The organism is Arsukibacterium sp. (assembly GCF_018402695.1).
Classification (GTDB): domain Bacteria; phylum Pseudomonadota; class Gammaproteobacteria; order Enterobacterales; family Alteromonadaceae; genus Alishewanella.
Window position 1 is genome coordinate 18145 of record NZ_JAGYIM010000009.1, and the last position, 23295, is coordinate 41439.

19 protein-coding genes, 2 tRNA genes and 3 rRNA genes are annotated in these 23295 nt (G+C 49.4%); 3 read left to right on the forward strand and 21 right to left on the reverse strand.

Annotated elements, in window-relative coordinates; genetic code table 11:
• Positions 1 to 10: 10 nt before the first annotated feature.
• From KG631_RS02090 to KG631_RS02140, 11 genes are all read right to left on the reverse strand, one after another.
• Positions 11 to 505, reverse strand: a complete 495-nt coding sequence (locus KG631_RS02090) for a prepilin-type N-terminal cleavage/methylation domain-containing protein (RefSeq protein WP_213995020.1) — start codon at positions 503 to 505, stop codon at positions 11 to 13.
• 28 nt (positions 506 to 533) lie between these two features.
• Positions 534 to 1085 carry a prepilin-type N-terminal cleavage/methylation domain-containing protein gene (locus tag KG631_RS02095; protein ID WP_213995021.1) on the reverse strand — a complete coding sequence of 184 codons (552 nt, stop codon included), beginning with the start codon at positions 1083 to 1085 and terminating at the stop codon, positions 534 to 536.
• 74 nt (positions 1086 to 1159) lie between these two features.
• The gene (locus tag KG631_RS02100) at positions 1160 to 2377 is read right to left on the reverse strand and encodes a type II secretion system F family protein (protein WP_213995022.1); all 1218 of its coding nucleotides are present in this window, start codon (positions 2375 to 2377) and stop codon (positions 1160 to 1162) included.
• 3 nt (positions 2378 to 2380) lie between these two features.
• Entirely contained in the window at positions 2381 to 4138 is a 1758-nt protein-coding gene (locus tag KG631_RS02105) for a type II/IV secretion system protein (RefSeq protein ID WP_213995023.1), read from the reverse strand.
• Position 4139: 1 nt separating this feature from the next.
• On the reverse strand, positions 4140 to 5273 hold the full coding sequence (locus tag KG631_RS02110) for a hypothetical protein (protein WP_213995024.1): 1134 nt from the start codon (positions 5271 to 5273) through the stop codon (positions 4140 to 4142).
• Positions 5270 to 6157: an AAA family ATPase gene (locus KG631_RS02115; protein WP_213995025.1), complete on the reverse strand. Its 888-nt coding sequence runs from the start codon at positions 6155 to 6157 to the stop codon at positions 5270 to 5272. Before KG631_RS02115 ends, KG631_RS02110 begins: the two co-directional genes overlap by 4 nt.
• 4 nt (positions 6158 to 6161) lie before the next feature.
• Positions 6162 to 7820, reverse strand: a complete 1659-nt coding sequence (gene mshL, locus KG631_RS02120) for a pilus (MSHA type) biogenesis protein MshL (RefSeq protein WP_213995026.1) — start codon at positions 7818 to 7820, stop codon at positions 6162 to 6164.
• The gene (locus KG631_RS02125) at positions 7810 to 8136 is read right to left on the reverse strand and encodes a hypothetical protein (protein WP_213995027.1); all 327 of its coding nucleotides are present in this window, start codon (positions 8134 to 8136) and stop codon (positions 7810 to 7812) included. Before KG631_RS02125 ends, mshL begins: the two co-directional genes overlap by 11 nt.
• Positions 8114 to 8764, reverse strand: a complete 651-nt coding sequence (gene gspM / locus KG631_RS02130; protein WP_213995028.1) for a type II secretion system protein GspM — start codon at positions 8762 to 8764, stop codon at positions 8114 to 8116. The genes KG631_RS02125 and gspM overlap by 23 nt, the downstream gene beginning before the upstream one ends.
• A 2-nt stretch (positions 8765 to 8766) precedes the next feature.
• The gene (locus tag KG631_RS02135) at positions 8767 to 9357 is read right to left on the reverse strand and encodes a PilN domain-containing protein (RefSeq protein WP_213995029.1); all 591 of its coding nucleotides are present in this window, start codon (positions 9355 to 9357) and stop codon (positions 8767 to 8769) included.
• Entirely contained in the window at positions 9354 to 10274 is a 921-nt protein-coding gene (locus KG631_RS02140) for a hypothetical protein (RefSeq protein WP_213995030.1), read from the reverse strand. The genes KG631_RS02135 and KG631_RS02140 overlap by 4 nt, the downstream gene beginning before the upstream one ends.
• A 72-nt stretch (positions 10275 to 10346) precedes the next feature.
• On the opposite strand from KG631_RS02140, the gene KG631_RS02145 reads away from it, so the two are divergent.
• On the forward strand, positions 10347 to 11330 hold the full coding sequence (locus tag KG631_RS02145; protein ID WP_213995031.1) for a pyridoxal-phosphate dependent enzyme: 984 nt from the start codon (positions 10347 to 10349) through the stop codon (positions 11328 to 11330).
• Here the strand turns inward: KG631_RS02145 and KG631_RS02150 are convergent.
• Positions 11284 to 12921: an EAL domain-containing protein gene (locus tag KG631_RS02150; protein ID WP_213995032.1), complete on the reverse strand. Its 1638-nt coding sequence runs from the start codon at positions 12919 to 12921 to the stop codon at positions 11284 to 11286. The genes KG631_RS02145 and KG631_RS02150 overlap by 47 nt on opposite strands.
• 216 nt (positions 12922 to 13137) lie before the next feature.
• On the opposite strand from KG631_RS02150, the gene KG631_RS02155 reads away from it, so the two are divergent.
• Together KG631_RS02155 and KG631_RS02160 are read left to right on the forward strand one after the other, a co-directional pair.
• Positions 13138 to 13524, forward strand: coding sequence for a DUF6152 family protein (locus tag KG631_RS02155; RefSeq protein ID WP_213995033.1), 387 nt, complete (start codon positions 13138 to 13140; stop codon positions 13522 to 13524).
• Positions 13525 to 13529: 5 nt separating this feature from the next.
• Entirely contained in the window at positions 13530 to 14006 is a 477-nt protein-coding gene (locus KG631_RS02160; protein ID WP_213995034.1) for a DUF6644 family protein, read from the forward strand.
• A 54-nt stretch (positions 14007 to 14060) separates the two neighbouring features.
• Here the strand turns inward: KG631_RS02160 and rrf are convergent.
• The 9 genes from rrf to rpsD all read right to left on the reverse strand — a co-directional run bounded on the left by rrf (position 14061) and on the right by rpsD (position 23279).
• A 5S ribosomal RNA gene (gene rrf / locus KG631_RS02165) occupies positions 14061 to 14175 on the reverse strand.
• A 102-nt stretch (positions 14176 to 14277) separates the two neighbouring features.
• Positions 14278 to 17161 (reverse strand): 23S ribosomal RNA (locus tag KG631_RS02170).
• A gap of 305 nt (positions 17162 to 17466) precedes the next feature.
• Positions 17467 to 17542: transfer RNA gene (locus KG631_RS02175), tRNA-Ala, on the reverse strand.
• 94 nt (positions 17543 to 17636) lie between these two features.
• A tRNA-Ile gene (locus tag KG631_RS02180) sits at positions 17637 to 17713 on the reverse strand.
• A gap of 210 nt (positions 17714 to 17923) precedes the next feature.
• Positions 17924 to 19454 (reverse strand): 16S ribosomal RNA (locus KG631_RS02185).
• Together the 16S, 23S and 5S rRNA genes with 2 tRNA genes alongside form the textbook arrangement of a ribosomal RNA operon.
• A gap of 361 nt (positions 19455 to 19815) precedes the next feature.
• A complete protein-coding gene (locus tag KG631_RS02190; RefSeq protein ID WP_213995035.1) occupies positions 19816 to 21099 on the reverse strand; it encodes a serine hydrolase in 1284 nt (427 codons plus the stop codon).
• 108 nt (positions 21100 to 21207) lie between these two features.
• Positions 21208 to 21606 (reverse strand): 50S ribosomal protein L17, encoded by a 399-nt coding sequence (gene rplQ / locus KG631_RS02195; RefSeq protein ID WP_213995036.1) that lies wholly within the window; start codon positions 21604 to 21606, stop codon positions 21208 to 21210.
• A gap of 39 nt (positions 21607 to 21645) precedes the next feature.
• Positions 21646 to 22635, reverse strand: a complete 990-nt coding sequence (gene rpoA / locus KG631_RS02200; protein ID WP_019677739.1) for a DNA-directed RNA polymerase subunit alpha — start codon at positions 22633 to 22635, stop codon at positions 21646 to 21648.
• Positions 22636 to 22658: 23 nt separating this feature from the next.
• Positions 22659 to 23279: a 30S ribosomal protein S4 gene (rpsD, locus tag KG631_RS02205; protein WP_019677738.1), complete on the reverse strand. Its 621-nt coding sequence runs from the start codon at positions 23277 to 23279 to the stop codon at positions 22659 to 22661.
• Positions 23280 to 23295 lie beyond the last annotated feature (16 nt).

Genomic DNA, 23295 nt, shown 5'->3' on the forward strand with positions numbered 1-23295 from the left:
CTTACTGCTATTAGCAGCCGTCGCCAGAAACTGTAATTTCAGGTTTCACATTTGCGCTTTCTGGTTCAACATAAGTCACTTCACAGACTTCATCATCTGACGGAACATAACCAACCGGCGTAATTGTCGCTTCGGTACCCGTTACGTCAATGTCCCACTCTGCTGCAGCCAGCTCAGCAACGGCACGAAGTGACGCGGCCTCTGCTGCGGGGTAGCCGTAAACTACGTCGGTATTCCCTGTGGGACAAGTATCACTCGACGCTGCGACCACTGCAGCCCCATCAAAACATGACAGCGCCGCAGATTGTTGACCTGCAATAATTGCCTTGCCGTATATCAGTGAGCTAGCAGACTCAAGTGCTCCCTTAACTCCGGTCAAAGTAGATTTACGGGCATCACCACTAAAGTCTAAAAATTTCGGGGCAGCGGTTACGGCCAAAATACCCAGAATAACGATGACAATAATTAACTCAATTAATGTAAAACCTGCTTGATTACGTTTCATTTATTACTACCTTTGGTTAAATTAGAACTCAGTTATTTTTGTTTAAAAATAAATTGACCTGGCCTGTCGCCGCATTGTACGAAAAGCCGTTGTTATCCTCTGTATCGGCAGGCGCTTCGGACAGACCAGCTGTTTGATGATAAAAACATACATTAGTATCGGCCCGGACAAACAGCTGGTTTGCGGCGTCAAAATCAGAATCAACCCGCAATTGCTGCTGAAACAAGTTATTAATTAAGAATAAACAGTCATCTACATCAACACTGGTAACGAGGGTGTTAGTCTCCGGGTTGCCTGATGGGTAACCAATGGTGCCATCCACACCGATATTAATCCCATCGTAATCAACCACAGTGCGACCTGGTGCGCCGCCGTTGCCAACTGGCCGGCCTGCCACCTCCCACTGCGCCCGTACCAGGCCCACCGCTGAAGCATAACCACCAGCAATACCTTCTACCGCCACGTCTTCGGCTTCCGCTGTCACGTTTAAAAAACGTGGTAACGCGGTGGCGGCCAACAGGCCAAGAATAATAATTACAATTACCAGTTCAATTAACGTAAAGCCATTTTGTCTTTTCATATTGGTTTCTCCCAGACACTTGTAAAATTAAGTATATCGTTATTTATTGTTATTAGCTTATTTTGTGTCAATTATTAACCACCTTTATAAGCGTTCAGCATATCCCACATTGGGGTGAAAATCCCTAATGCCAGCAACAATACCATCGCGGCGACAATGACAATTAATACCGGTTCTATTTTCGCTGTCAGGCTTTTTAAGTCAAACGCGACTTCGCGCTCGTAAAAACCGGCCACTTCGGTCAGCATTTCATCCATCTGGCCAGTCTCTTCGCCCACTGATACCATCTGTAACACCAGATCAGTAAACATTTCGCTTTGCTGCGCTACCCTGAGCAGGCTTTCGCCCCGTTCAATACTGCGCCGCATTTCCCGGATCTTATCTCCAAGATAGTCGTTATCGACCGCTTCGGCAACCAGGCTAAGTGCCGTCGTGATTGGCACCCCGGCTTTGAGCATCATCGAGAAGCTGCGGGCAAAGCGACCGAGGGTTGCCCGGTTTATAATACTGCCAATGATCGGCATTCTAAGTTTCCAGCGGCCCCAACGCAATCTGCCAGCGGGGGTTTGCAAATAAAAGCTGATGCCGATAATCGCTCCCAATAACAATACCAGCAGCAGGGGCCAGAAGTTAATAAAAAACGATGAACTGGCCAGCAACAGCTGGGTTGACCAGGGCAGCTCGGCATTAAAGCGGGCAAACATATTGGCAAATTGCGGAATAACAAAAATATTCAGTACTACCATGGCTATGACCAGGGCAATTAATACGAAAATAGGGTAACGGGTGGCCTGCTTGATCTGTTTGCGGGTTTCCAGTTCCTGCTCAAAATAAAAGGTTAACTGTAAAAACGCTTCATCCAGCCGGCCAGTATTTTCACCAACATGCACCAGGCTGACAATTAAACGGCTGAATACTTTGGGGTGGTTCGCCATGGCCACCGATAAACTGCGGCCATTTTCCAGTTCACTGGCCAGATCGGTCATTACCTGGCGTAAGCGTGGCGAGCCGGTGCTTTCTGCCAGACTTTTAATGGCCCGGATTATTGGGATACCGGCTTTCATCAGTGAGTACATCTGACGCGAGAAGATAATCAGTTCAGTCAGGCTGACTTTCGCCTGCCACAGCACAAAGCCGGCTGTTTTGTCTGCCACCACAACAGCTTCAATACTTAGTGGAATATAGCGCCGCTGTTTCAGAATGTCAGCCGCCGCCGCCTGACTGCCGGCTTCTAACTGGCCGGTTACGGCATTACCGCTGGCATCGCGCGCCTTGTACTGAAAGCTGGCCATTGCTTAGTTATCCTCTGCCACTGCAGCCGCATCGGCGCTAAAATCCGGTGTCAGCGGCTCAGTTTCCAGATACTCAGACACCCTGATCACTTCTTCCAGTGTGGTCACACCCTGCTGGGCGTAATCCAGTGCCATATTGCCCAGGCTGACAAAGTCGGCGCTGTGATAGGCCAGATTACTGAAACCTTCAATATCAGAGCGGCGCAGCGCATCGGCCAGCGGTTTATTAATTACCAGCAGCTCAAATACACCCAGCCGGCCCTTATAACCGGTATGGTGACATGACTGGCAACCGGCCCCCTGCCAGTAACTGGCCTGTTCACTGGCTTTGTGATGGCGTAGCCAGGTCAGCTCCAGCTCATCGGGCTGATGCGGCTTTTTACAATAATCACAAAGCCGGCGCACCAGTCGCTGGGCGATAATGGCCCGTAACGCACTGGCGACCAGATAGGGTGCCGCGCCCATATCAATTAAGCGCAGGGTACTGGATACGGCATCGTTGGTGTGTAATGTTGATAACACCAAGTGGCCGGTGAGCGCGCCGCGCAGACCCATTTCAGCGGTTTCCTGGTCACGCATTTCCCCGACCATAATGATGTCAGGGTCCTGACGCAACGTTGTGCGCAGCACATTACTGAACGTCAGGCCAATTTTATGATTAACCTGTACCTGATTGATCCGCGGCAAGCGGTATTCAACCGGGTCTTCGACGGTAATTATTTTACTGCCGGCCTGGTTCAGCTCGCTCAGCAAGCCATACAGAGTAGTGGTTTTACCCGAGCCGGTCGGCCCAGTGACCAGTATCATGCCATGCGGACTTTGCACAATACGCCGCAGCCTGGCCAGCATTGGGCCGGGAATACCGGTATCTTCCATTTTCAATAAGCCGGCAGACTGGTCCAGTAACCGCATAACCACCGACTCGCCGTATTGCACTGGCATGGTTGACATCCGGATATCGATTTTATGCTGCTTGACGGTAATCTGGAAACGGCCATCCTGTGGCAGCCGTTTTTCTGAGATATCCAGGCTGGCCATCAGTTTTAAGCGCAGTACCAGAGCCGCAGCGATACTGACTTCGTTTAAGGTACTCTCCTGCAGAATACCATCGACCCGCTGGCGGATCCGCAGCACTTTTTCATCGGGTTCAATGTGAATATCAGACGCTTTCACTTGCACCGCATCTTCAAAAATTGAGCGCAGCAGCTTGGCAATGGTGTTGTCGGTTTCTTCCCGGTTTTCTTCAGCCAGCAGGGCGTCTTCGGTATCGCCGCTGTGCTCCTGTTTAAGCTGGGTGGCAAAGGTTTCAATATCTTTTGTACGGCGGTATAACGAGTCAAAGGCTTCCAGCAACTGGCTTTCCCGCACCACCGCTATTTTAATTTCCCGCGGTGCTAATAACGGCGCTATCTGATCCAGCACAGCTAAATCGGCCGGATCGTTCATCCCCAGTAAGACAGTGTCACCCATATCTTCAATAACCAGGGCCCGGAAGCGCCGGGCATGTACTTCTGCCAGTAACTGTGCCGCTTTCGGGTCGATTTTGCGCTGGGCAATATCCAGAAAGGGTACCTGTAACTGCTGCGCCAAAAACTGCAGTAACTGCTGCTCTGACAGAAACTGCATTTCGATAAGCGTAGCGCCTAACTTACGACCACTACTTTTCTGGCGGGCCAGTGCCTGCTCAAGCTGGGCCTCAGTAATAATGTGTTCGTGCACCAGCAAATCGCCCAGGCGCATTTTAAGCTTTGGTTTTTGCATACTAGGGTTCTGTTGCCTTTAGCCGTTGCTGAATAAAATTGTGACTGCTTACCGACAGTGCCTGGCGGTACTGCCAGGCATGCTGATAGTACTGGTGCGCTTGCAAGGGCTGCCCGAGTTGCTCACTGGCCAGTGCCGCACCCAGGCTCCAGCGCCCCTGCTCAGGCTGCAATTGCTGCAAACGCTGATACAAACTAAGAGCAGCATCATGTTGCTGCAATTGCTGTAATACCGTGGCCTTTAAACCAAAATACTCTGGTTCTGCTGCCAGCTCAAACTGATCAGCTAAAAACGTCAGCGCCTGTTGCCACTCGCCCTGGCGCACTGCCAGTTGCGCCAGCTGCATATTTATTTCTGCGCTGAGCACCCCGTTTTGCCGGGCCTGCAATAAAACCTGGCTGGCACTGACAATTTGCTGCTGCTTTAACCATAACCTGGCCAGGTTAAGATAACCATTGGCCTCCGCCGGTTGCCGGGCAACAATTTGCTGCCAAATCACAATGGCGCCGCTGGTATCGCCTGCCGCTTCACTGGCGTTGGCCCGTAGCTGCATATTCTGCTGCTGCGCTGCCGGATCCAGAGGCTGCTTATCGACCCTAGCCTGGGGCCGGGCCGCGGCGGGCAATTCAGCTTCCTGCACTGCAATAACTGTTGGCTGCCGGGGCGCCGTGTTGTCAGGCGATGCTGGTGATGCCACATGCTGCGTTGCCCGAACTTGCTTCGCCAGAACCAGCTCTGCCTGCTCAGCAGCACTATCAGGCTTTGCCGCAGTGCGGGTTAGCGCAGCCCCTTCTGCAGCGGCCGGTTCAACCGACAGGGCAGCCATAATAGCTGCAGGCTTCGCACCGGCTGTGTCGTCCAGCTGGCGTTGCTCTGCTACAGATGCGTGCTCGCCAATTGTACTAGCTGTATTAGCGGCCGCGTTGTTGCCGGCATCAGCAAGCTCTACCTGCAGCTGACTATTGTTGTTAAACCAGAATGCAGCACCCAAAACCAGCACCATCAGCAACACCAGCCAAATAAAGCCGTACTTACTGTTACTGCGCGGCAGCGGAACTTTTTGTCTGTAACTTGCTGTTACCCGAGGTTGCTGGCGTTGCTCCAGATCCTGCAGCATTTTATTGATCACGCTCATCGCAGCACCCAGGCAAAGCAGGCAGCACTAAACACTGCCGCACCAGTCAGTAACCATAAATAGTGTGAGGCACCGCGGCGGGTGTCTTCAGTATCCTGGGCGGCAAAGCGGATATGCCGGCCTGTTACCCTGCTTTTACCCTCGCCGTACGCCAGCATCAGCCCTTTATGGGACAGCAAATTAACTAATCGGGGAATACCCCGGCTGTAACGGTTAATAGCCAGTAAGGCAAAACGATTAAATAACGCCGGTGTTGCGCCTGCTGTTTGTAAGCGGTGCCGGACATAGAAGCGAATTTGCGCCGGCGACATTACTGGCAGTTTATAAGCAAAGGAAATACGTTGGCGTAACTGGCGGAATTGCTGACTGGCCAGCCGCTGATCCAGCTCTGGTTGGCCGAACAAGACAACTTGCAACAGTTTCCGGCGTTCAGTTTCTAAATTTGTCAGCAACCGCAGTGATTCAAGTGTATCGTCTGGCAGCGCCTGAGCTTCGTCGATCACCAGAATAACTTTTTTGCCACTCTGGGCCAGCAATATTAATTGTCGCTGCAGCAACTGTAGCAACTGACTGGCGTCGATATTAGCGGAGTATTTCAGACCCAGCTCTGCCGCCAGGGCCCAGCGCAGTTCAGTAGGCGTTACACTGGGATCGGGCAGGTAAGCCAATTGCCAGTCAGCTGGCGCTTGTTTTAACAACAATCTGCATAACAAGGTTTTACCGGTCCCCACTTCACCGGTAACTTTAATAAAGCCCTCGCCGGCATTTAAGGCCGTATTCAATACCGCCAATGCGGCTTCATGTTGCGGTAAGCCAACATAAAACCGGGTATCGGGGGTTAATGAAAACGGCGGGGCGGCCAGATTAAAGTGGGCAGCATACATAAGCTTATTGCTCTGGATACCAGTCAGTGATTAATTTCTCTGACTGTTGCAACTGCTGTTGCCAAACCCCGGTACCCACCACGGTGGGCTTAAGCAGGATCACCAGTTCTTTTTTACGTTCAGTTTTAGTTTTGCTGGTAAACAACTGACCAAGCAACGGTATTGCACCCAGCACCGGGGTGCGCGATTCGCTGTCACTGGTTACCGTTTGCATTAAGCCGCCAATGACCACAATTTCACCACTCTGGGCTTTTATAATGGTATCTGACTCGCGAATATTGCTTTGTGCCAGCGGCAATACTATTTGCTCATCGCTGAAGCGGATAGTTTTACTTTGCTCTGACGTTTCGGTCACGGACGGGTGAACATGCAAAATTACGCTACCGTTTTGATCTATCTGCGGCGTCACATCAAGCGCAATACCCGAGAAAAAAGGCTGCAGCGAAATATTAGGAGACGTGGTGGTGGCACCGGTGCCGGCAATGGTAGTGTTGCTGGTCACATCGGTAACAAAATACTCATCCTGGCCTACTTTTATCACCGCTTTCTGGTTGTTCATTGCGGTGACCCGCGGGCTGGATAAGACCTGAGCGTTGCCCTGTGTTTCCAGCAAGTTAATTACGCCATTAAAGTCGGCGTTATTAAACGAAATAGCCGTTACACCGCCTAAATTGGTGGTGGTCGGGTTATTTGGAATAACCCCGGAGGTGGTAAAATTAAAGCTGGTAGAGCCAATGGTGGCTAAGGCGTTCTGCCAGTTAATACCCTGCTGATACTCATCACTTAAGGTAACTTCAATAATTTTTGCTTCCAGCACTACCTGGCGTTGCAGTTGCTGTTCTGACTGGCCCAGAAAGGCTTTGACTGCGGCAATTTCATCTGGCATGCCCCGCACAGTAACCAAGCCTGCCTGAGGGCTGACTACCACCATCCGTTGCTCACCTTCGCCCAGCACACCTGCTACTGCCTCTTTTAAATCACGCCAGAAGTCAGTCCGGCTTTCACTCTGGATGGTGCTACCATTAAATTGTTGCTGACTGTTTTGTAACTGGCCATTGTTGTTGCCAAGGGGGTTATTCTGCAGATTATTATTGGCCAGGCCCTGATTGCCGCGGCCATTGTTATTCTGGTTTGAATTATCCTGCGATACCCCCCCTGAATTTACCGAAATAGAGGAAAACCCATTGCGCTCAAGCATTAAATAGTTAACTGCAATGGTTTCCGTACGCAGACCAGCAGGATAAACCTGATATACCATGCCATGGCGCCGGATATCAAAGCCATACAACGACTGCACAATAGCCAGGGTTTCAGCCAGGGTAACCTGCTTCAGCTGCAGGCTGATTGTGCCACTGACGCTGGGATGAACCACCAGACTGTAAGGGGTGTCGTGAACGATGGAGTGAAAAAAGTCTGTCAGCGCCACATCGCTGGCCGACACATTAAACCGGGGTTCTGTGCTGGCTATTGCTGCAGGCGGTCTGGCAAGCAAATCCTCAGTTACTGCCGCCGGCACTGCCAGCGCGGGCTTTGGAGATACCTCGGCCGGTTGTAACGCTTTTTTGGCAGCTGCTGCGCCGGCATTTGGCTCCAGCGCCTGACAAGCGGATAGCAATAAGATGCTGCTGATCAAACACAATTTATAGCGGGTATTATCTATCATAATTTTTTATCGTTTTATTATGTAACTGCAAAATGCGTTGTTCATCCCCCCGGCTCAATACTACCGCGGTAGTACTGATATCGGTAAGGGTATAGCCCTGATACTGATCACCAAGCTGCAAAAACTGGCCGTTAATGGTAGCGGCCTTACCCTGATCGCTGTTTTGAATTATTTGCAATTTCAAGCTGCTGGCAGGGCTTGTCGTCGTATTGTTACTGCTGAAAACATCAATGTAGCCTGCGGCTGGCCGGGTGGGGTCAGCCTGGCTGGTAAATGCCAGTAACAGTGCAGCACTATAGCTGAATAAAGTTTTCATTCTCGCTCACTGTAATAAATTCAATCCTAATATCGGCCAACGGATACTTTGTTACCTGATAATCTAACTGCTGCCACTGCACCAACCAGGGTAGTTGTTCCAGCTCACTTAACAGTTGTTGCACATTCTGATAGGCACCACTGACAACCAGGGTGGTTTTATGCTGATATAACAAAGGCGCCTCGTCCACCAGCTGGCCTGCCAGTACCACCGGCACCGCCGCCGAAGTGGACAGTGACTTTAGTTTTACCTGCTGGCTTTTGCCGAGAATTTCCCGCAGCAACGCCAACATCTGATCGGCGCCAATAAACAAACTACTCTGTTGCTGTCTTTGGCTGATTAATTCAGTCTGCTGCAGTGTCAGTCGGTCAATTTCATCGCGGAAAGGTTGTTCAATATCGACTGCCAGCTGCAACTGCAATAGCTCAAGCTGCTGTTGCACCTGCTGCTGTTGTAAACGTAACTTTTGTTGTTGTCCGGTTAGTTGCTGTTGTTGCTGCCAGGCAGGTTCCAACAGGTACATTAATAATAACCAGAAAACTAAGATTACAGAGCCGAAAAAAATAAGCCGTTTTTCTCTTTGCTGTAAAGCCTGATAATGCTGATTCAGCTGTTGCCAGTTCGCCATGCTTAGTCTCCCTGCTCAGCAATAAGGTGGAACTGGACCGCCTGCTGTTCAGGCAGTTGTGTCAGGCGCAGCTCGTTAAAACGCTGGCCTTTAAAATAGTTGAAATGTCGCAGGCTTTCCAACCAGCCAGGCACTGTCGCTGGTGCTAACGTCAGGCCTTGTAATTCACTGCTGCCGGGCCGCAGTTTAAAATGGGTTAACCAGACACTGCTAATATCGGCATCAACCAATTGTTGCAATACTACGCTATAGGCGTAATCAGCTTGCACCTGCTGCGCTGTTAAGTACTGTTGCAATGCAATTTGCTGTTCGACCCGACGTTGCAGCTGATCTCGCTCGACAACTAAGGCTTTCGCCGGCTGCCGCTGCAATAACGCCTGTTGTAGTAAGCCAAGCTGTTCCTGCTGACGTTGCAACTGCTGTTCAGCCAGTTTATTTATTTGTATTTGCTGGCGTTGTTGCCATTGCATACCCCCCCATGCCAGCAAACTGATTGTCAGCACCAGCATAACTAAACCAAATAGTGATGCCAGCGCCATTGTTTCTTGTTTTGGCTTTAAACCAGCCTGGTACAAATTTATCCGCTGCTTCATACTGCCGGCTCTCCGCCAGCGCTCGCTGCTGCAATTGCAGGCCAGAATTCATTTACATCAAAGCCCGCAGCCCACTGCAGCTCAGGTTTAAGCTGCAAAGCCTGCACCTGACCGAAACCGGCCTGGTGAAACAACGGTACTAAATCAGTTCGTTCACTGCCACTACATAACAAATGAATACTGCGTACCGGCGGCAACTTAAGCTGGCTTTCGATGTAGTCCATAGAGCGTTGAATTTCTAGTAATAAGTTATCAAAAACCCCCTGCTGCAACTCGGAGTCAGAATATTGGTGCAGTCGGTTAAAACCGCGCAACCGCCGGGAGAACTGCAGTTGGCCCTGCCGGATAACCTGTAATAGCACGTCTTGATCGGGTTGGTGCATTAATACCAGGGCGGCATGATCAGCATAGTCAAGCAGCTCATGAATTAACCACTCTTCTATCAGAATTTGCTGCAGGTTGAGCTTGTCACGGTTAACAAGCGCTATCAGCTCCTGCAGCTGGCTTTTTACACTCACCACCACATTAATTTTAGCGGGCTGCCCGGGCGCTGCCGGCAAATCGATGTAATCAAGTACCAGCTCTTCCAACGCGATATCCGTCAGATCTTTTATTTGCCACGGTAAAGCGGTTAATAATTCCTGTTCGGCGATGGCGGGTTTTTCCAGTTGGATTATCTGATACATAGTCGGCGGGATAATCAGGGTCAATGCCATCGATTTGTTGACTTTGGCCAGTATGTCCTGCATTGCCAGCTGCCAGTTCCCCTGTGGCACAGGCTGCACTTGAACTGACGGCGGTTTACCTTCGGCTGGCTGAAGTAGCAGTTGAATTTCATGCTCACGAATATGCAACACAGCAATACCTGCGGCATTATTCTGGCCAAATCTGATGTGCTGCAATACTTTGGCTAACATCTTAATGCTATTTAACCCTGATATCGGTTTATAATACTGGCAACGTCTATTTCAAAATTGCCATCCCGCTTTATGTTATTACCAACCTCTGACTTTGCAGGTCTTTCTGCCCACTGGTACCGGATAGCTGACTCTCTGCTGGCAAAGACCCGGGTTGAGCTTTGGGTATATTGCCCGAAGACTGCTGAGCCAATGATATCCGGCAATAAATGGATGAAATTACAATATCATATTAAGTTGATTCAGCAACAGCAATATCGTGGCTTCGTCACTTTTGGTGGCGCCTTCTCCAACCATCTGGCAGCCTGTGCTGCAGCCGCTGAATTGTTCAATATTAAAGCAACAGCGTATGTCCGGGCTGATACTATTGATCGGCAAAATCCGACCTTACAGTTTTGCCTGGCAAAAGGTATGACATTAATTGCCACCGACCGGCAGACATACCGGCAACGAGAGCAGGCAGATTTTCTTAACATGCTGGCACTTCGCCATCCGGATTGTCTGATTATCCCTGAAGGGGGCAGCTCTGTGTTGGGGGCTAGTGGTATTGCCGGTTTGAATCTTACTGACACTCCCGCAGGACCGGCGGATGTAATAGCGACCGCTACGGCCAGCGGGGGCACACTTGCCGGTTTAATTACAGCACGCTCTCAGCAGGTCCACAGCAATAGTTCGTCCGAAATAATTGGACTTGCGGTGGTTAACGACCCATCACTGCCTGTGAAGGTAACAGCCCTGCTCAAAAATAACGCTGCCCACCCCGCGCCCTGGCGCATAGTAGCCACAGCACCGGACCAGCGTTACGCAAAATGTGCTGCTGAACATATCGACTTTTGCTGCGAATTTGCCCTTAACCACAACATAGCGCTTGAGCCGGTCTACACCGGCAGAGCGTTATGTAAACTTTATCAGATGATAGCAGCAGGTGAGTTTGCCCCGGGCAGCCGGATTAGCTTTTTCCATACCGGGGGGTTACAGGGCCTGGCTGGCTTATATTACCGGCAATTAATTAATCAGCAACAGTACCAGATATTGTCTGCGGCAACGGTTGGCTGAAGTAAAACCCCTGCCCCCCAGCAACGCCCAATTTTTGCAGCGTTTGCCACTCAGCAGCCAATTCGACGCCGGTACCGATCACCCGGATACCTCGCTCGGAAAAGTGAGATATCAGCCCCCGAACAAACAGTTGCTGCTCCAGATGCTGGTCAATATTACGCACAACAGATGGATGTAATTTCGCTGATTCAATTGCCAAATCATCTGCATATGGCGGTATATCAATGGTGAGGCCTACCTGATCCACGACCAGTGAGAAACCCAGGTTAATAACTCTGTCTAATACCGGCTTCAATTTATCGTAATAGCGAATCAAATGATGTTCGGTGAGTTCCAGCGCTAACTGGGAGGAATCGAGCTGGCCAGCTATCACCGCCTGCTCCAGCCATTGTTGCCAGTCTTTGCTTAATAATGAATGAGCGTTAATATTAACGCTACATCTGATAGCACTGCGACTTTCTAATGAACCCAGCTTCGCCGCGCGCAGCAGCACATGCTGGTCAATTTGTAACGTTAAACCACAGCTGTACGCCATGGGCAGAAATATCGCCGCAGGGATATTTTCGCCCTCCGTGCTTTGCAAGCGCACTAATACTTCTTGTTGTAACAGCTCCTGGTCCTGCCATGAAAACACTGGCTGAAAGCTTAAGCTAAAGCGGTGCTGTGCCAGCGCCTTAGTTATTTCAGAGCGCCACCAGACTGACCCCTTGGCCGCAGGTTTTTTCTCAGGTTCAAAACCAAAGGCACTATTGTGGCCATAAAGCTGCGCAGTTCGCAGCGCCATATCGGCTTCAGACAGTAATTGATATGTCGTTTGGTTCCGCTGATAAGCTACATAACCGATATGGACAAAGTCAGAATTTAAATAATTTGCAAAACAATTGGCCCTGCCCATTGCTACTACCAGCGTATCAGCCAGGTTAGCCATTTCCTTTTCTGAAATACCTGCCAGCAATAACACCAAATCATTTTCAGATAAACGCGCCAGGATCCTGTCCTGATAGGGCTCACAATAACTATTTATAACTTCTACACACGCCTTCAGACATGCCAGCTGTTTAACCTGGCTGATACTGTGCCCCGGGTGGGAAACTTCGACAATGAAAAGCGCCCCGGAACCTTCTTCTGAGACGTCACTTAAAAAATGCTGGAGTTTACTTTCAAAAAAAATGCGGTTACCAATGGCGAGTTCGTGATCAATAAGCCCCTGCACTCTGACCAGATGACGCACTTCATGATCGCGCCTGATATAATTTAACAGCCGGTCATTAACCTTCTCCAGCCTGATGTCGGGCATTAAATCAGCCCGCTGGCTAAGTTCAAGCCGCTCTTCCAGCCGTTTTATGGCATGATCTACCTGTAACACAGTGGTAGCAAGTGAACGCCGATGCCATTGTACGCCATAAAATAATCCGGCTAAAAAAATGCAAAGCGAGAGATTAAGCAGCAGACCAAGTTGCCAGCCAGCAAGGCTGCTGGTGCTCAGGATCATAGCAAGACCGAATAACACATTGGCAAAAATAAAGCTGGAGGCCAGGATAATTAACCAGCTGGAAAAGGTTTTTTGTTTAAATAGCCGGGCAAGCGACACACGCAACTCCTTTTGACAATTAATACAGTGTTAGCTTAATTCGCTGCTTTGTCTATATGTCAGCCGACATTTATAGCGTGCCTCCAACGGACTACAACGCAAAAAATGCTGCTCTGCTTAACGACCTCACGCAAAGTCACTGGTTAAGCTCGCTGGCGCAGCCCGCTAAACGGGATATACTAAAACTCTGAATACAGAGCTAAGTGAGGTTTTTTCATGAACATTAACCTGGCAAAAAGGTGCATCACCGCTATCTTCAGCTTACTGGTAGTTTTGAGTTTTAGTACTACAGCTCATCATGGCTGGTCATGGGCAGAAGATAAACAAACTGAAATGACCGGCACTATCACAGAGATATCAATCAGCCCACCGCACCCCCGCCTGATGATTGATACAGCTGATGGCCCCTGGCAGGTTGACCTGGGCAACCCAAGACAAACCCGCGATGCCGGCTTTGTCGAAGGGTCAGCTAATGTCGGAGATACCGTGTTAGTACGTGGACATCGCTCCGCTAAAAGTGACGAACATATTATTAAAGCAGTTAGAGCGACTATAGAAGGCAAACAATATACTTTCTACCCGCAGTTAGTTCGTGAAGACTAAATGCAGTGTTGCGCGCATTTCTGCTAAGTCTGGGTGATACTGAGTTAGCTTCGATGCTTCGCCAATCAGATATTGCCTATCCGTTGATAAGCGCGACACATATCATCGGCGTTGGCCTGGTGCTCGGAAATATGGTTTTATTGGATTTCCGGCTGCTTGGCGTGATCCGACAGCGTCAAGTGACTGAACTTTTCCCACTGCTGCGCCGATTGGCAGCGGTGGGCTTGTTGCTGGCAATAACCACCGGAATATTGCTGTTTAGTGTGCAGCCAGCGCATTATTTAGCGAATAATGCATTTATTCTGAAATTGGGTTTACTCGGCCTAGCCTTAATTAATATTCTACTGGTCCACCGACTAGCAGCCTGGCAAGCGGCCCTGGCTGGCCAGCCCGTCGCCCCCATCTTAAAAATATGCGCCTTAATTTCACTGTTCCTGTGGCTGGCCATACTGATTGCCGGACGTTGGATAGCTTTTATTTGAGACAAATAAAAAAGCCCCTGCTCTGTCGAGAGGGGCTGTTTTATTGAATTGGGAGCCTGGCGGTGTACTACTCTCGCATGGCGAATGCCACACTACCATCGTCGCAGCTGCGTTTCACTTCTGAGTTCGGAATGGGATCAGGTGGGTCCACAGCGCTATTGCCACCAGGCATTAACTGTTTACTGTTCTTTAACTTAGCAGGCTGATATTCAGTTACTCACAACTGTACTTCTAAACGCTTTCTCGCGCTCTAAAACATCTTGGGCGTTGTATGGTTAAGCCTCTCGGGCAATTAGTATGAGTTAGCTTAACGTGTCACCACGCTTCCACACCTCACCTATCAACGTTGTGGTCTTCAACGACCCTTTAGTAGACTCGAAGTCTAAGGGATGACTCATCTTGTGGCCGGCTTCCCGCTTAGATGCTTTCAGCGGTTATCCGTTCCGAACATAGCTACCGGGCAGTGCCATTGGCATGACAACCCGAACACCAGCGGTTCGTTCACTCCGGTCCTCTCGTACTAGGAGCAACTCCACTCAATCATCCAACGCCCACGGCAGAATAGGGACCGAACTGTCTCACGACGTTCTAAACCCAGCTCGCGTACCACTTTAAATGGCGAACAGCCATACCCTTGGGACCGACTTCAGCCCCAGGATGTGATGAGCCGACATCGAGGTGCCAAACACCGCCGTCGATATGAACTCTTGGGCGGTATCAGCCTGTTATCCCCGGAGTACCTTTTATCCGTTGAGCGATGGCCCTTCCATACAGAACCACCGGATCACTATGACCTACTTTCGTACCTGCTCGACGTGTCTGTCTCGCAGTTAAGCTGGCTTCTACCATTACACTAACCGTACGATGTCCGACCGTACTTAGCCAACCTTCGTGCTCCTCCGTTACTCTTTAGGAGGAGACCGCCCCAGTCAAACTACCCACCAGACACTGTCCGCAACCCCGATTCAGGGGCCCACGTTAGAACATCAAACATACAAGGGTGGTATTTCAAGGACGGCTCCATCTGAACTAGCGTTCAAACTTCAAAGCCTCCCACCTATCCTACACATGTAGGGTCAATGTTCAGTGCCAAGCTATAGTAAAGGTTCACGGGGTCTTTCCGTCTAGCCGCGGGTATACGGCATCTTCACCGCAATTTCAATTTCACTGAGTCTCGGCTGGAGACAGCCTGGCCATCATTACACCATTCGTGCAGGTCGGAACTTACCCGACAAGGAATTTCGCTACCTTAGGACCGTTATAGTTACGGCCGCCGTTTACCGGGGCTTCGATCAAAGAGCTTCGCTTGCGCTAACCCCATCAATTAACCTTCCGGCACCGGGCGGGTGTCACACCCTATACGTCCTCTTGCGAGTTTGCAGAGTGCTGTGTTTTTAATAAACAGTTGCAGCCAGCTGGTCACTGCGACTCTCTATTGCTTACGGAGCAAGTCCTTCACAACAAAGAGCGTACCTTCTCCCGAAGTTACGGTACTATTTTGCCTAGTTCCTTCAGCCGAGTTCTCTCAAGCGCCTTGGTATGCTCTACCTGACCACCTGTGTCGGTTTAGGTTACGGTCGCCAATACCTGAAGCTTAGAGGCTTTTCCTGGAAGCATAGCGTTAACAGCTTCGTGTCCTTAGACACTCGTCTCGTATCTCAGTCTTAGACATCCGGATTTACCTAAACGTCCAACCTACATACTTTCACGCGGACTACCAACGCCGCGCCTGCCTAGCTTTCTCCGTCCCCCATCGCAGTATTGGCCGGTACAGGAATATTAACCTGTTTCCCATCGACTACGCCTTTCAGCCTCGCCTTAGGAGCCGACTCACCCTACCCTGATTAGCATGGGATAGGAACCCTTGGTCTTTCGGCGGGGAAGTTTTTCACTCCCCTTATCGTTACTCATGTCAGCATTCGCACTTCTGATACCTCCAGCCATCCTCCCGGATAACCTTCAACGGCTTACAGAACGCTCCTCTACCACTTGCACAAGTGCAAGTCCGCAGCTTCGGTGAATGATTTAGCCCCGTTACATCTTCCGCGCAGGCCGACTCGACTAGTGAGCTATTACGCTTTCTTTAAAGGGTGGCTGCTTCTAAGCCAACCTCCTAGCTGTCTATGCCTTCCCACATCGTTTTCCACTTAATCATTACTTTGGGACCTTAGCTGGCGGTCTGGGTTGTTTCCCTTTTCACGACGGACGTTAGCACCCGCCGTGTGTCTCCCGAGTAGTACTCATTGGTATTCGGAGTTTGCATGGGGTTGGTAAGTCGGGATGACCCCTAGCCCATTCAGTGCTCTACCCCCAATGGTATTCGCTCGAGGCGCTACCTAAATAGCTTTCGAGGAGAACCAGATATCTCCGAGCTTGATTAGCCTTTCACTCCGATCCACAAGTCATCCCCTACTTTTTCAACAGTAGTGGGTTCGGTCCTCCAGTTAGTGTTACTCAACCTTCAACCTGCTCATGGATGAGATCGCCCGGTTTCGGGTCTACACCCTGCAACTATTCGCCCAGTTAAGACTCGGTTTCCCTACGGCTCCCCTATTCGGTTAACCTCGCTACAGAATGTAAGTCGCTGACCCATTATACAAAAGGTACGCAGTCACCCCACGAAGGGGCTCCCACTGCTTGTACGTACACGGTTTCAGGTTCTATTTCACTCCCTTTACAAGGGTTCTTTTCGCCTTTCCCTCACGGTACTGGTTCACTATCGGTCAGTCAGGAGTATTTAGCCTTGGAGGATGGTCCCCCCATGTTCAAACAGGATACCACGTGTCCCGTCCTACTCGTTTTCACTGTAAAAGCATTGTCGTGTACGGGGCTATCACCCTGTATCGCTGTTCTTTCCAGAACATTCCACTAACACCAATTCAGCTTAAGGGCTAATCCGCGTTCGCTCGCCGCTACTAACGGAATCTCGGTTGATTTCTTTTCCTCGGGGTACTTAGATGTTTCAGTTCTCCCGGTTTGCCTCGTTACACTATGTATTCATGTAACGATAACGCATAAATGCGCTGGGTTTCCCCATTCGGATATCTGCGGGTCTAACGCCTCTTACCGGCTTCCCACAGCTTTTCGCAGGTTAGTACGTCCTTCATCGCCTCTGACTGCCAAGGCATCCACCGTGTACGCTTAGTCACTTAACCATACAACCCCAAGATGTCTTGGAATGCACAGTTGTGAGTAAGGTTCACAATTCTTGCTGGTCTGTTTTACCCATGGCTGCGTTATACTTCCTCACTCGCTCAGTCATTGACCTTACGTCAACTCCTTCACTCGCTCGTCGTATGCCTTGCCCTGGCTAAAACATCCTTCGCAAAGGTTGCTTTACCTTGTTTTATTACTTTTTACATCAGCTTGCCAAATTGTTAAAGAGCAGTTTGAGATAAACTCAAATCAAATCATTCTGTTAAGAACGTTTTGATTTGAATTTGCTAGAACAAAGTAGAAGTGGTGGAGCCAAGCGGGATCGAACCGCTGACCTCCTGCGTGCAAGGCAGGCGCTCTCCCAGCTGAGCTATGGCCCCCTTCTAACAAGGTAAATTTGATTCAGGCAAGGCGCTTTAACACGAAGCATACTGAAGTATGTGAGTGTTGAAGCAACGAAGCATCAATCAAATTTGGTGGGTCTGAGTAGACTCGAACTACCGACCTCACCCTTATCAGGGGTGCGCTCTAACCACCTGAGCTACAGACCCGTCTAACTGGTCTGTTTTACTTATTGCTTTGTTGCCAACCTCGCTCAATCAGTCATGTACTTCAGTACACTCCTTCTTTCGCTCGGCTGTCGCCTCGCACTAAGCAAAACATCCTGCGTTATATATCTCTATATCGCGCATTAAACTTTATTTGCTCTATCTCATGCAATCAATCATCTGTGTGAGCACTTAAAACGAGCTCGTTATAGGTAAGGAGGTGATCCAACCGCAGGTTCCCCTACGGTTACCTTGTTACGACTTCACCCCAGTCATGAATCACAAAGTGGTAAGCGCCCTCCCGAAGGTTAAGCTACCTACTTCTTTTGCAACCCACTCCCATGGTGTGACGGGCGGTGTGTACAAGGCCCGGGAACGTATTCACCGTGACATTCTGATTCACGATTACTAGCGATTCCGACTTCATGGAGTCGAGTTGCAGACTCAATCCGGACTACGATACGCTTTATGAGATCCGCTCACTGTCGCCAGCTTGCCTCCCTCTGTACGTACCATTGTAGCACGTGTGTAGCCCTACTCGTAAGGGCCATGATGACTTGACGTCGTCCCCACCTTCCTCCGGTTTATCACCGGCAGTCTCCCTAGAGTTCCCACCATTACGTGCTGGCAACTAAGGATAAGGGTTGCGCTCGTTGCGGGACTTAACCCAACATTTCACAACACGAGCTGACGACAGCCATGCAGCACCTGTCTTACGGTTCCCGAAGGCACATCAGCATCTCTGCTAACTTCCGTAGATGTCAAGAGTAGGTAAGGTTCTTCGCGTTGCGTCGAATTAAACCACATGCTCCACCGCTTGTGCGGGCCCCGTCAATTCATTTGAGTTTTAATCTTGCGACCGTACTCCCCAGGCGGTCTACTTAATGCGTTAGCTGCGATACTCACGGTACAAGACCACGAACATCTAGTAGACATCGTTTACGGCGTGGACTACCAGGGTATCTAATCCTGTTTGCTCCCCACGCTTTCGCACCTGAGCGTCAGTATTGTGCCAGGGGCCGCCTTCGCCACTGGTATTCCTCCAAATCTCTACGCATTTCACCGCTACACTTGGAATTCTACCCCCCTCTCACATACTCTAGCTCCCCAGTATCGAATGCAATTCCCAGGTTGAGCCCGGGGCTTTCACATCCGACTTAAAAAGCCGCCTGCGTGCGCTTTACGCCCAGTAATTCCGATTAACGCTTGCACCCTCCGTATTACCGCGGCTGCTGGCACGGAGTTAGCCGGTGCTTCTTCTGCGAGTAACGTCAAAATTGTTGCTATTAACAACAACCCCTTCCTCCTCGCTGAAAGTGCTTTACAACCCGAAGGCCTTCTTCACACACGCGGCATGGCTGGATCAGGCTTGCGCCCATTGTCCAATATTCCCCACTGCTGCCTCCCGTAGGAGTCTGGGCCGTGTCTCAGTCCCAGTGTGGCTGATCATCCTCTCAAACCAGCTAGGGATCGTCGCCTTGGTGCGCCATTACCACACCAACTAGCTAATCCCATATAGGCGCATCCGATAGCATATGGCCCGAAGGTCCCATACTTTGGTCCGTAGACATTATGCGGTATTAGCCACCGTTTCCAGTGGTTATCCCCCTCTATCGGGCAGCTTCCTATACATTACTCACCCGTCCGCCGCTCGTCATCACCCGAAGGCATGTTACCGCTCGACTTGCATGTGTTAGGCCTGCCGCCAGCGTTCAATCTGAGCCATGATCAAACTCTTCAATTAAAGTTTTTTCGGAACCGAAGTTCCAGCTCAGCATTACTGACTAAATCTTTATAACTTGGTCACTCATACTGATTTGTTTCGTTTACACGAACATCATTATAAGTGCCCACACAGATAATTGATTGCTAATTGTTAAAGAGCGTGCTTCAAACCAATCTCTTGGTAATGAAGCGAGAACCGCTTGCGCCATTCTCAGAAGTCTTTCTCAGTCGTTTGCTGCGTTACCGCTGCCCCGTCTGTGGATGCGCATTATAGAGATCCGCCAAATAGGATCAAGATCTTTTTTACACTAAGATGACTGACCGGGTGTTTTTTGTGCAATTAGCAGAATAATTCCGCAGACTGATGAAATTTCGGGCAATTATTCGCTTAGGTTTTTGAAATGAGTAAGATCAGGAGCCAATTCACGTGGCCGCTGCAATTCATGTTGATAGATCAGTTGACCCAGTTGACGCATAAACGGCTTAGCTATTTCATTTAGCTGGTAGTTGTCGTCATTAAGAGTATCGTTTTCATTGGCATATATTACCGCAACCAGTAAGAACTCGACATTATGTTCGGTATCGGCAATATAGGCACCGTCGATAGCATGGCCATAAGCCCAGCCGGTTTTATCGAAAACTTTAAGATGACTCGGTATTGGCTCAGCTTCGCCGCCTACTAACAAAAATTTGGCATAATTATCAGGGTATTCATTTACATCGTAATCCGGGTAGCGGCTTACCGACGGAGCCAGGCTCATATAACGCATAATAAATTCGCGGTTTTGCTCACTAATAGTAAATTTTTGTTCTGCGCTGAATGTTTCAGGAAAAAAAATCCTTTTTAGCACGCCGTTATAATCCACCACAGAAAACCGGTTTTTTTCGCTAAAATCCATTGGCTCAGGCACCAGTTTACCGTTTGCAAAATGTGCTTTACCCAGCAGTGGTGATGGCTTATTAACATAGCGCTTGTCGCTGTTACGGGCAGGTAGTGCTAATACCACCTTATTGTCAGGGTCTACAAACCGCACTGGGTTGTAGTGCCGTTGCTCCACTTCAGCCAGTGGCACACTTAAACGGTGATTAATAACAGTGTTAGTTAATCCCATGCGCATTAGCTGATCATTAATATAATCCTGACCTAATAACTCATATAAGCGGTTATAGGCGTCATTATCACTAACCAGCAGAATTTTCTTTATATAGTGGCCAATACTGGGTAGTTTGTTCACTGCACTGTCATCTGCCAGGGCCTTTGTTTGTGCTGGCCGGCTACTGTCGCTAAGCATTACAGTATCTCTGGTTAACCCGGGCAGGTTTTGCTGTTCCAGCCATTGCAGCGCCAATAGAGATACCGGCAATTTTACGGTACTTGCCGGATAAAAATACCGTTGTTCATCCAGAGCATACTGATAATGTGTAAACGTCACCATGCTGTCTGGCTGACGGTCAATCTGGGTATAGAGGATCTGTACCTTAAAGCGCTCAGAGTTTGCCAGGACCTGAGCAACCATTGGGTAATCTGCCGCATGATTAGCCAGTAGTGGCTGAAGCGGATGACATTTTTCGGAGTGAATAGCAGCACAAGCTGCAGCCTGAGCAGGAAACAGTGAAGGGCAAAATATAACAACAGCGATAAACAAGGCGCGAATTGACTGCATAACACACTACCAAAATCCAGAATATTCTAGCTTAGACAGATTTATGCGGAAAAACAAACAGGCATAAAAAAACCGGGCAAAAGCCCGGTTTTTTAATTAGAGATTAGCTTACTCAGCTGCAGTTTCTTCAACTGGCAGAGTGTCCACTTCAGGACGATCAACTAACTCGATATAGCACATTGGTGCGTTGTCGCCGGTACGGAAGCCACACTTCATAATACGAGTGTAACCACCTGGACGCGCGTTGTAACGCGGACCTAAAACGTTGAACAACAAACCAACAACTTCTTTATCACGAGTACGGGCAAAAGCTAAACGGCGGTTTGCAACGCTGTCGTTTTTAGCCAGGGTGATCAATGGTTCGATCACACGACGTAACTCTTTAGCTTTTGGCAAAGTCGTTTTGATGATTTCGTGCTTCACCAACGAGCTTGCCATGTTGCGGAACATTGCAGTACGGTGGCTGCTGTTCCGATTTAATTGACGACCACTCTTGCGATGGCGCATGATCTATTCCTTCTCACTAAACCAGGAACTGGTGTCTGGTTAGTCTTTATTTACCAAACTAGCTGGCGGCCAGTTTTCCAGGCGCATGCCCAGAGATAAACCCCGCGACGCCAACACGTCTTTGATTTCGGTAAGTGACTTCTTACCAAGATTAGGCGTTTTCAGCAACTCAACCTCGGTACGTTGTACCAGATCACCGATATACTGAATCTGCTCTGCCTTCAAGCAGTTAGCAGAACGAACTGTTAATTCTAAATCATCAACTGGACGTAACAGAATCGGATCAAACTCCGGCTTCTCTTCGCGTTTTTCCGGCTCACTCTTATCGCGCAATTCAACAAAGAACTCCAGCTGTTCAGCCATAATTGTTGCTGCACGACGAATGGCTTCCTCAGGCTCAACTGTGCCGTTGGTTTCCATATCGATGATCAGCTTATCCAGGTCGGTACGCTGTTCTACCCGAGCCGACTCAACGGTGTAAGCAATACGCTCAACCGGACTGAATGACGCGTCTAATAACAGACGACCTATCGGACGTTCGTCATCATCGGAGGACAAACGAGCTGATGCAGGCACATAACCGCGACCACGCTCAATCTTCAGGCGCATACTGAACTCAGTTTCGCCGGTCAGATTACAAATAACGTGCTCAGGGTTAGTAATAACCACACCGTCGCCACGCTGGATATCTCCAGCAGTTACAGGGCCGGCACCTTTCTTCGTTAAAGTCAGCGTGACTTCATCTTTGTCTTCCAGGCGAACGGCAAGGCCTTTGAGGTTCAGTAAGATATCAATAATATCTTCCTGGACGCCCTCTTTGGCACTGTACTCATGGAGCACGCCGTCGATTTCTACTTCAGTCACTGCACAACCTGGCATTGACGATAACAGAATACGACGTAACGCGTTGCCCAAGGTATGCCCGAAACCGCGCTCAAGTGGTTCCAAAGTAACTTTGGCACGAGTTGGGTTGATCCTTTCGATACCAACTAATCTCGGCTTAAGGAATTCGGTGACAGAACCCTGCATATATCCTCTCTTAACAATTAGCTTTACTTAGAGTAAAGCTCGACGATTAACTGTTCGTTGATGTCCGCAGACAAGTCAGAACGCTCAGGCAGACGTTTGAAAACGCCTTCCAGCTTCGTGTTGTCAACTTCTATCCAAGTTGGCTTCTCACGTTGCGCTGCTACTTCAAGAGCTGCACTGATACGTGCCTGCTTCTTGGCTTTCTCGCGCACAGAGATCACTTGTTCAGGTAATACAGTATACGATGGAATGTTAAGCACTTTGCCATTTAATAAAATAGCTTTGTGGCTTACCAGCTGACGTGCTTCAGCACGAGTACTGGCCAGACCCATACGGTACACCACGTTGTCAAGACGAGACTCTAACAACGCTAACAGGTTTTCACCGGTATTACCTTTCAAACGAGCAGCTTCTTTGTAGTAATTACGGAACTGCTTCTCTAACACGCCGTACATACGACGCACTTTTTGCTTCTCGCGTAACTGTAAACCGTAGTCTGATAAGCGACCGCGACGTGCGCCGTGCTGACCAGGAGCAGTTGTTAAGTTACACTTTGAATCAATTGCTCTTACGCCGCTTTTCAGGAACAGGTCTGTACCTTCGCGACGACTAAGTTTGAGCTTAGGACCCAAATATCTTGCCATCTTCTTTCTCCAATAA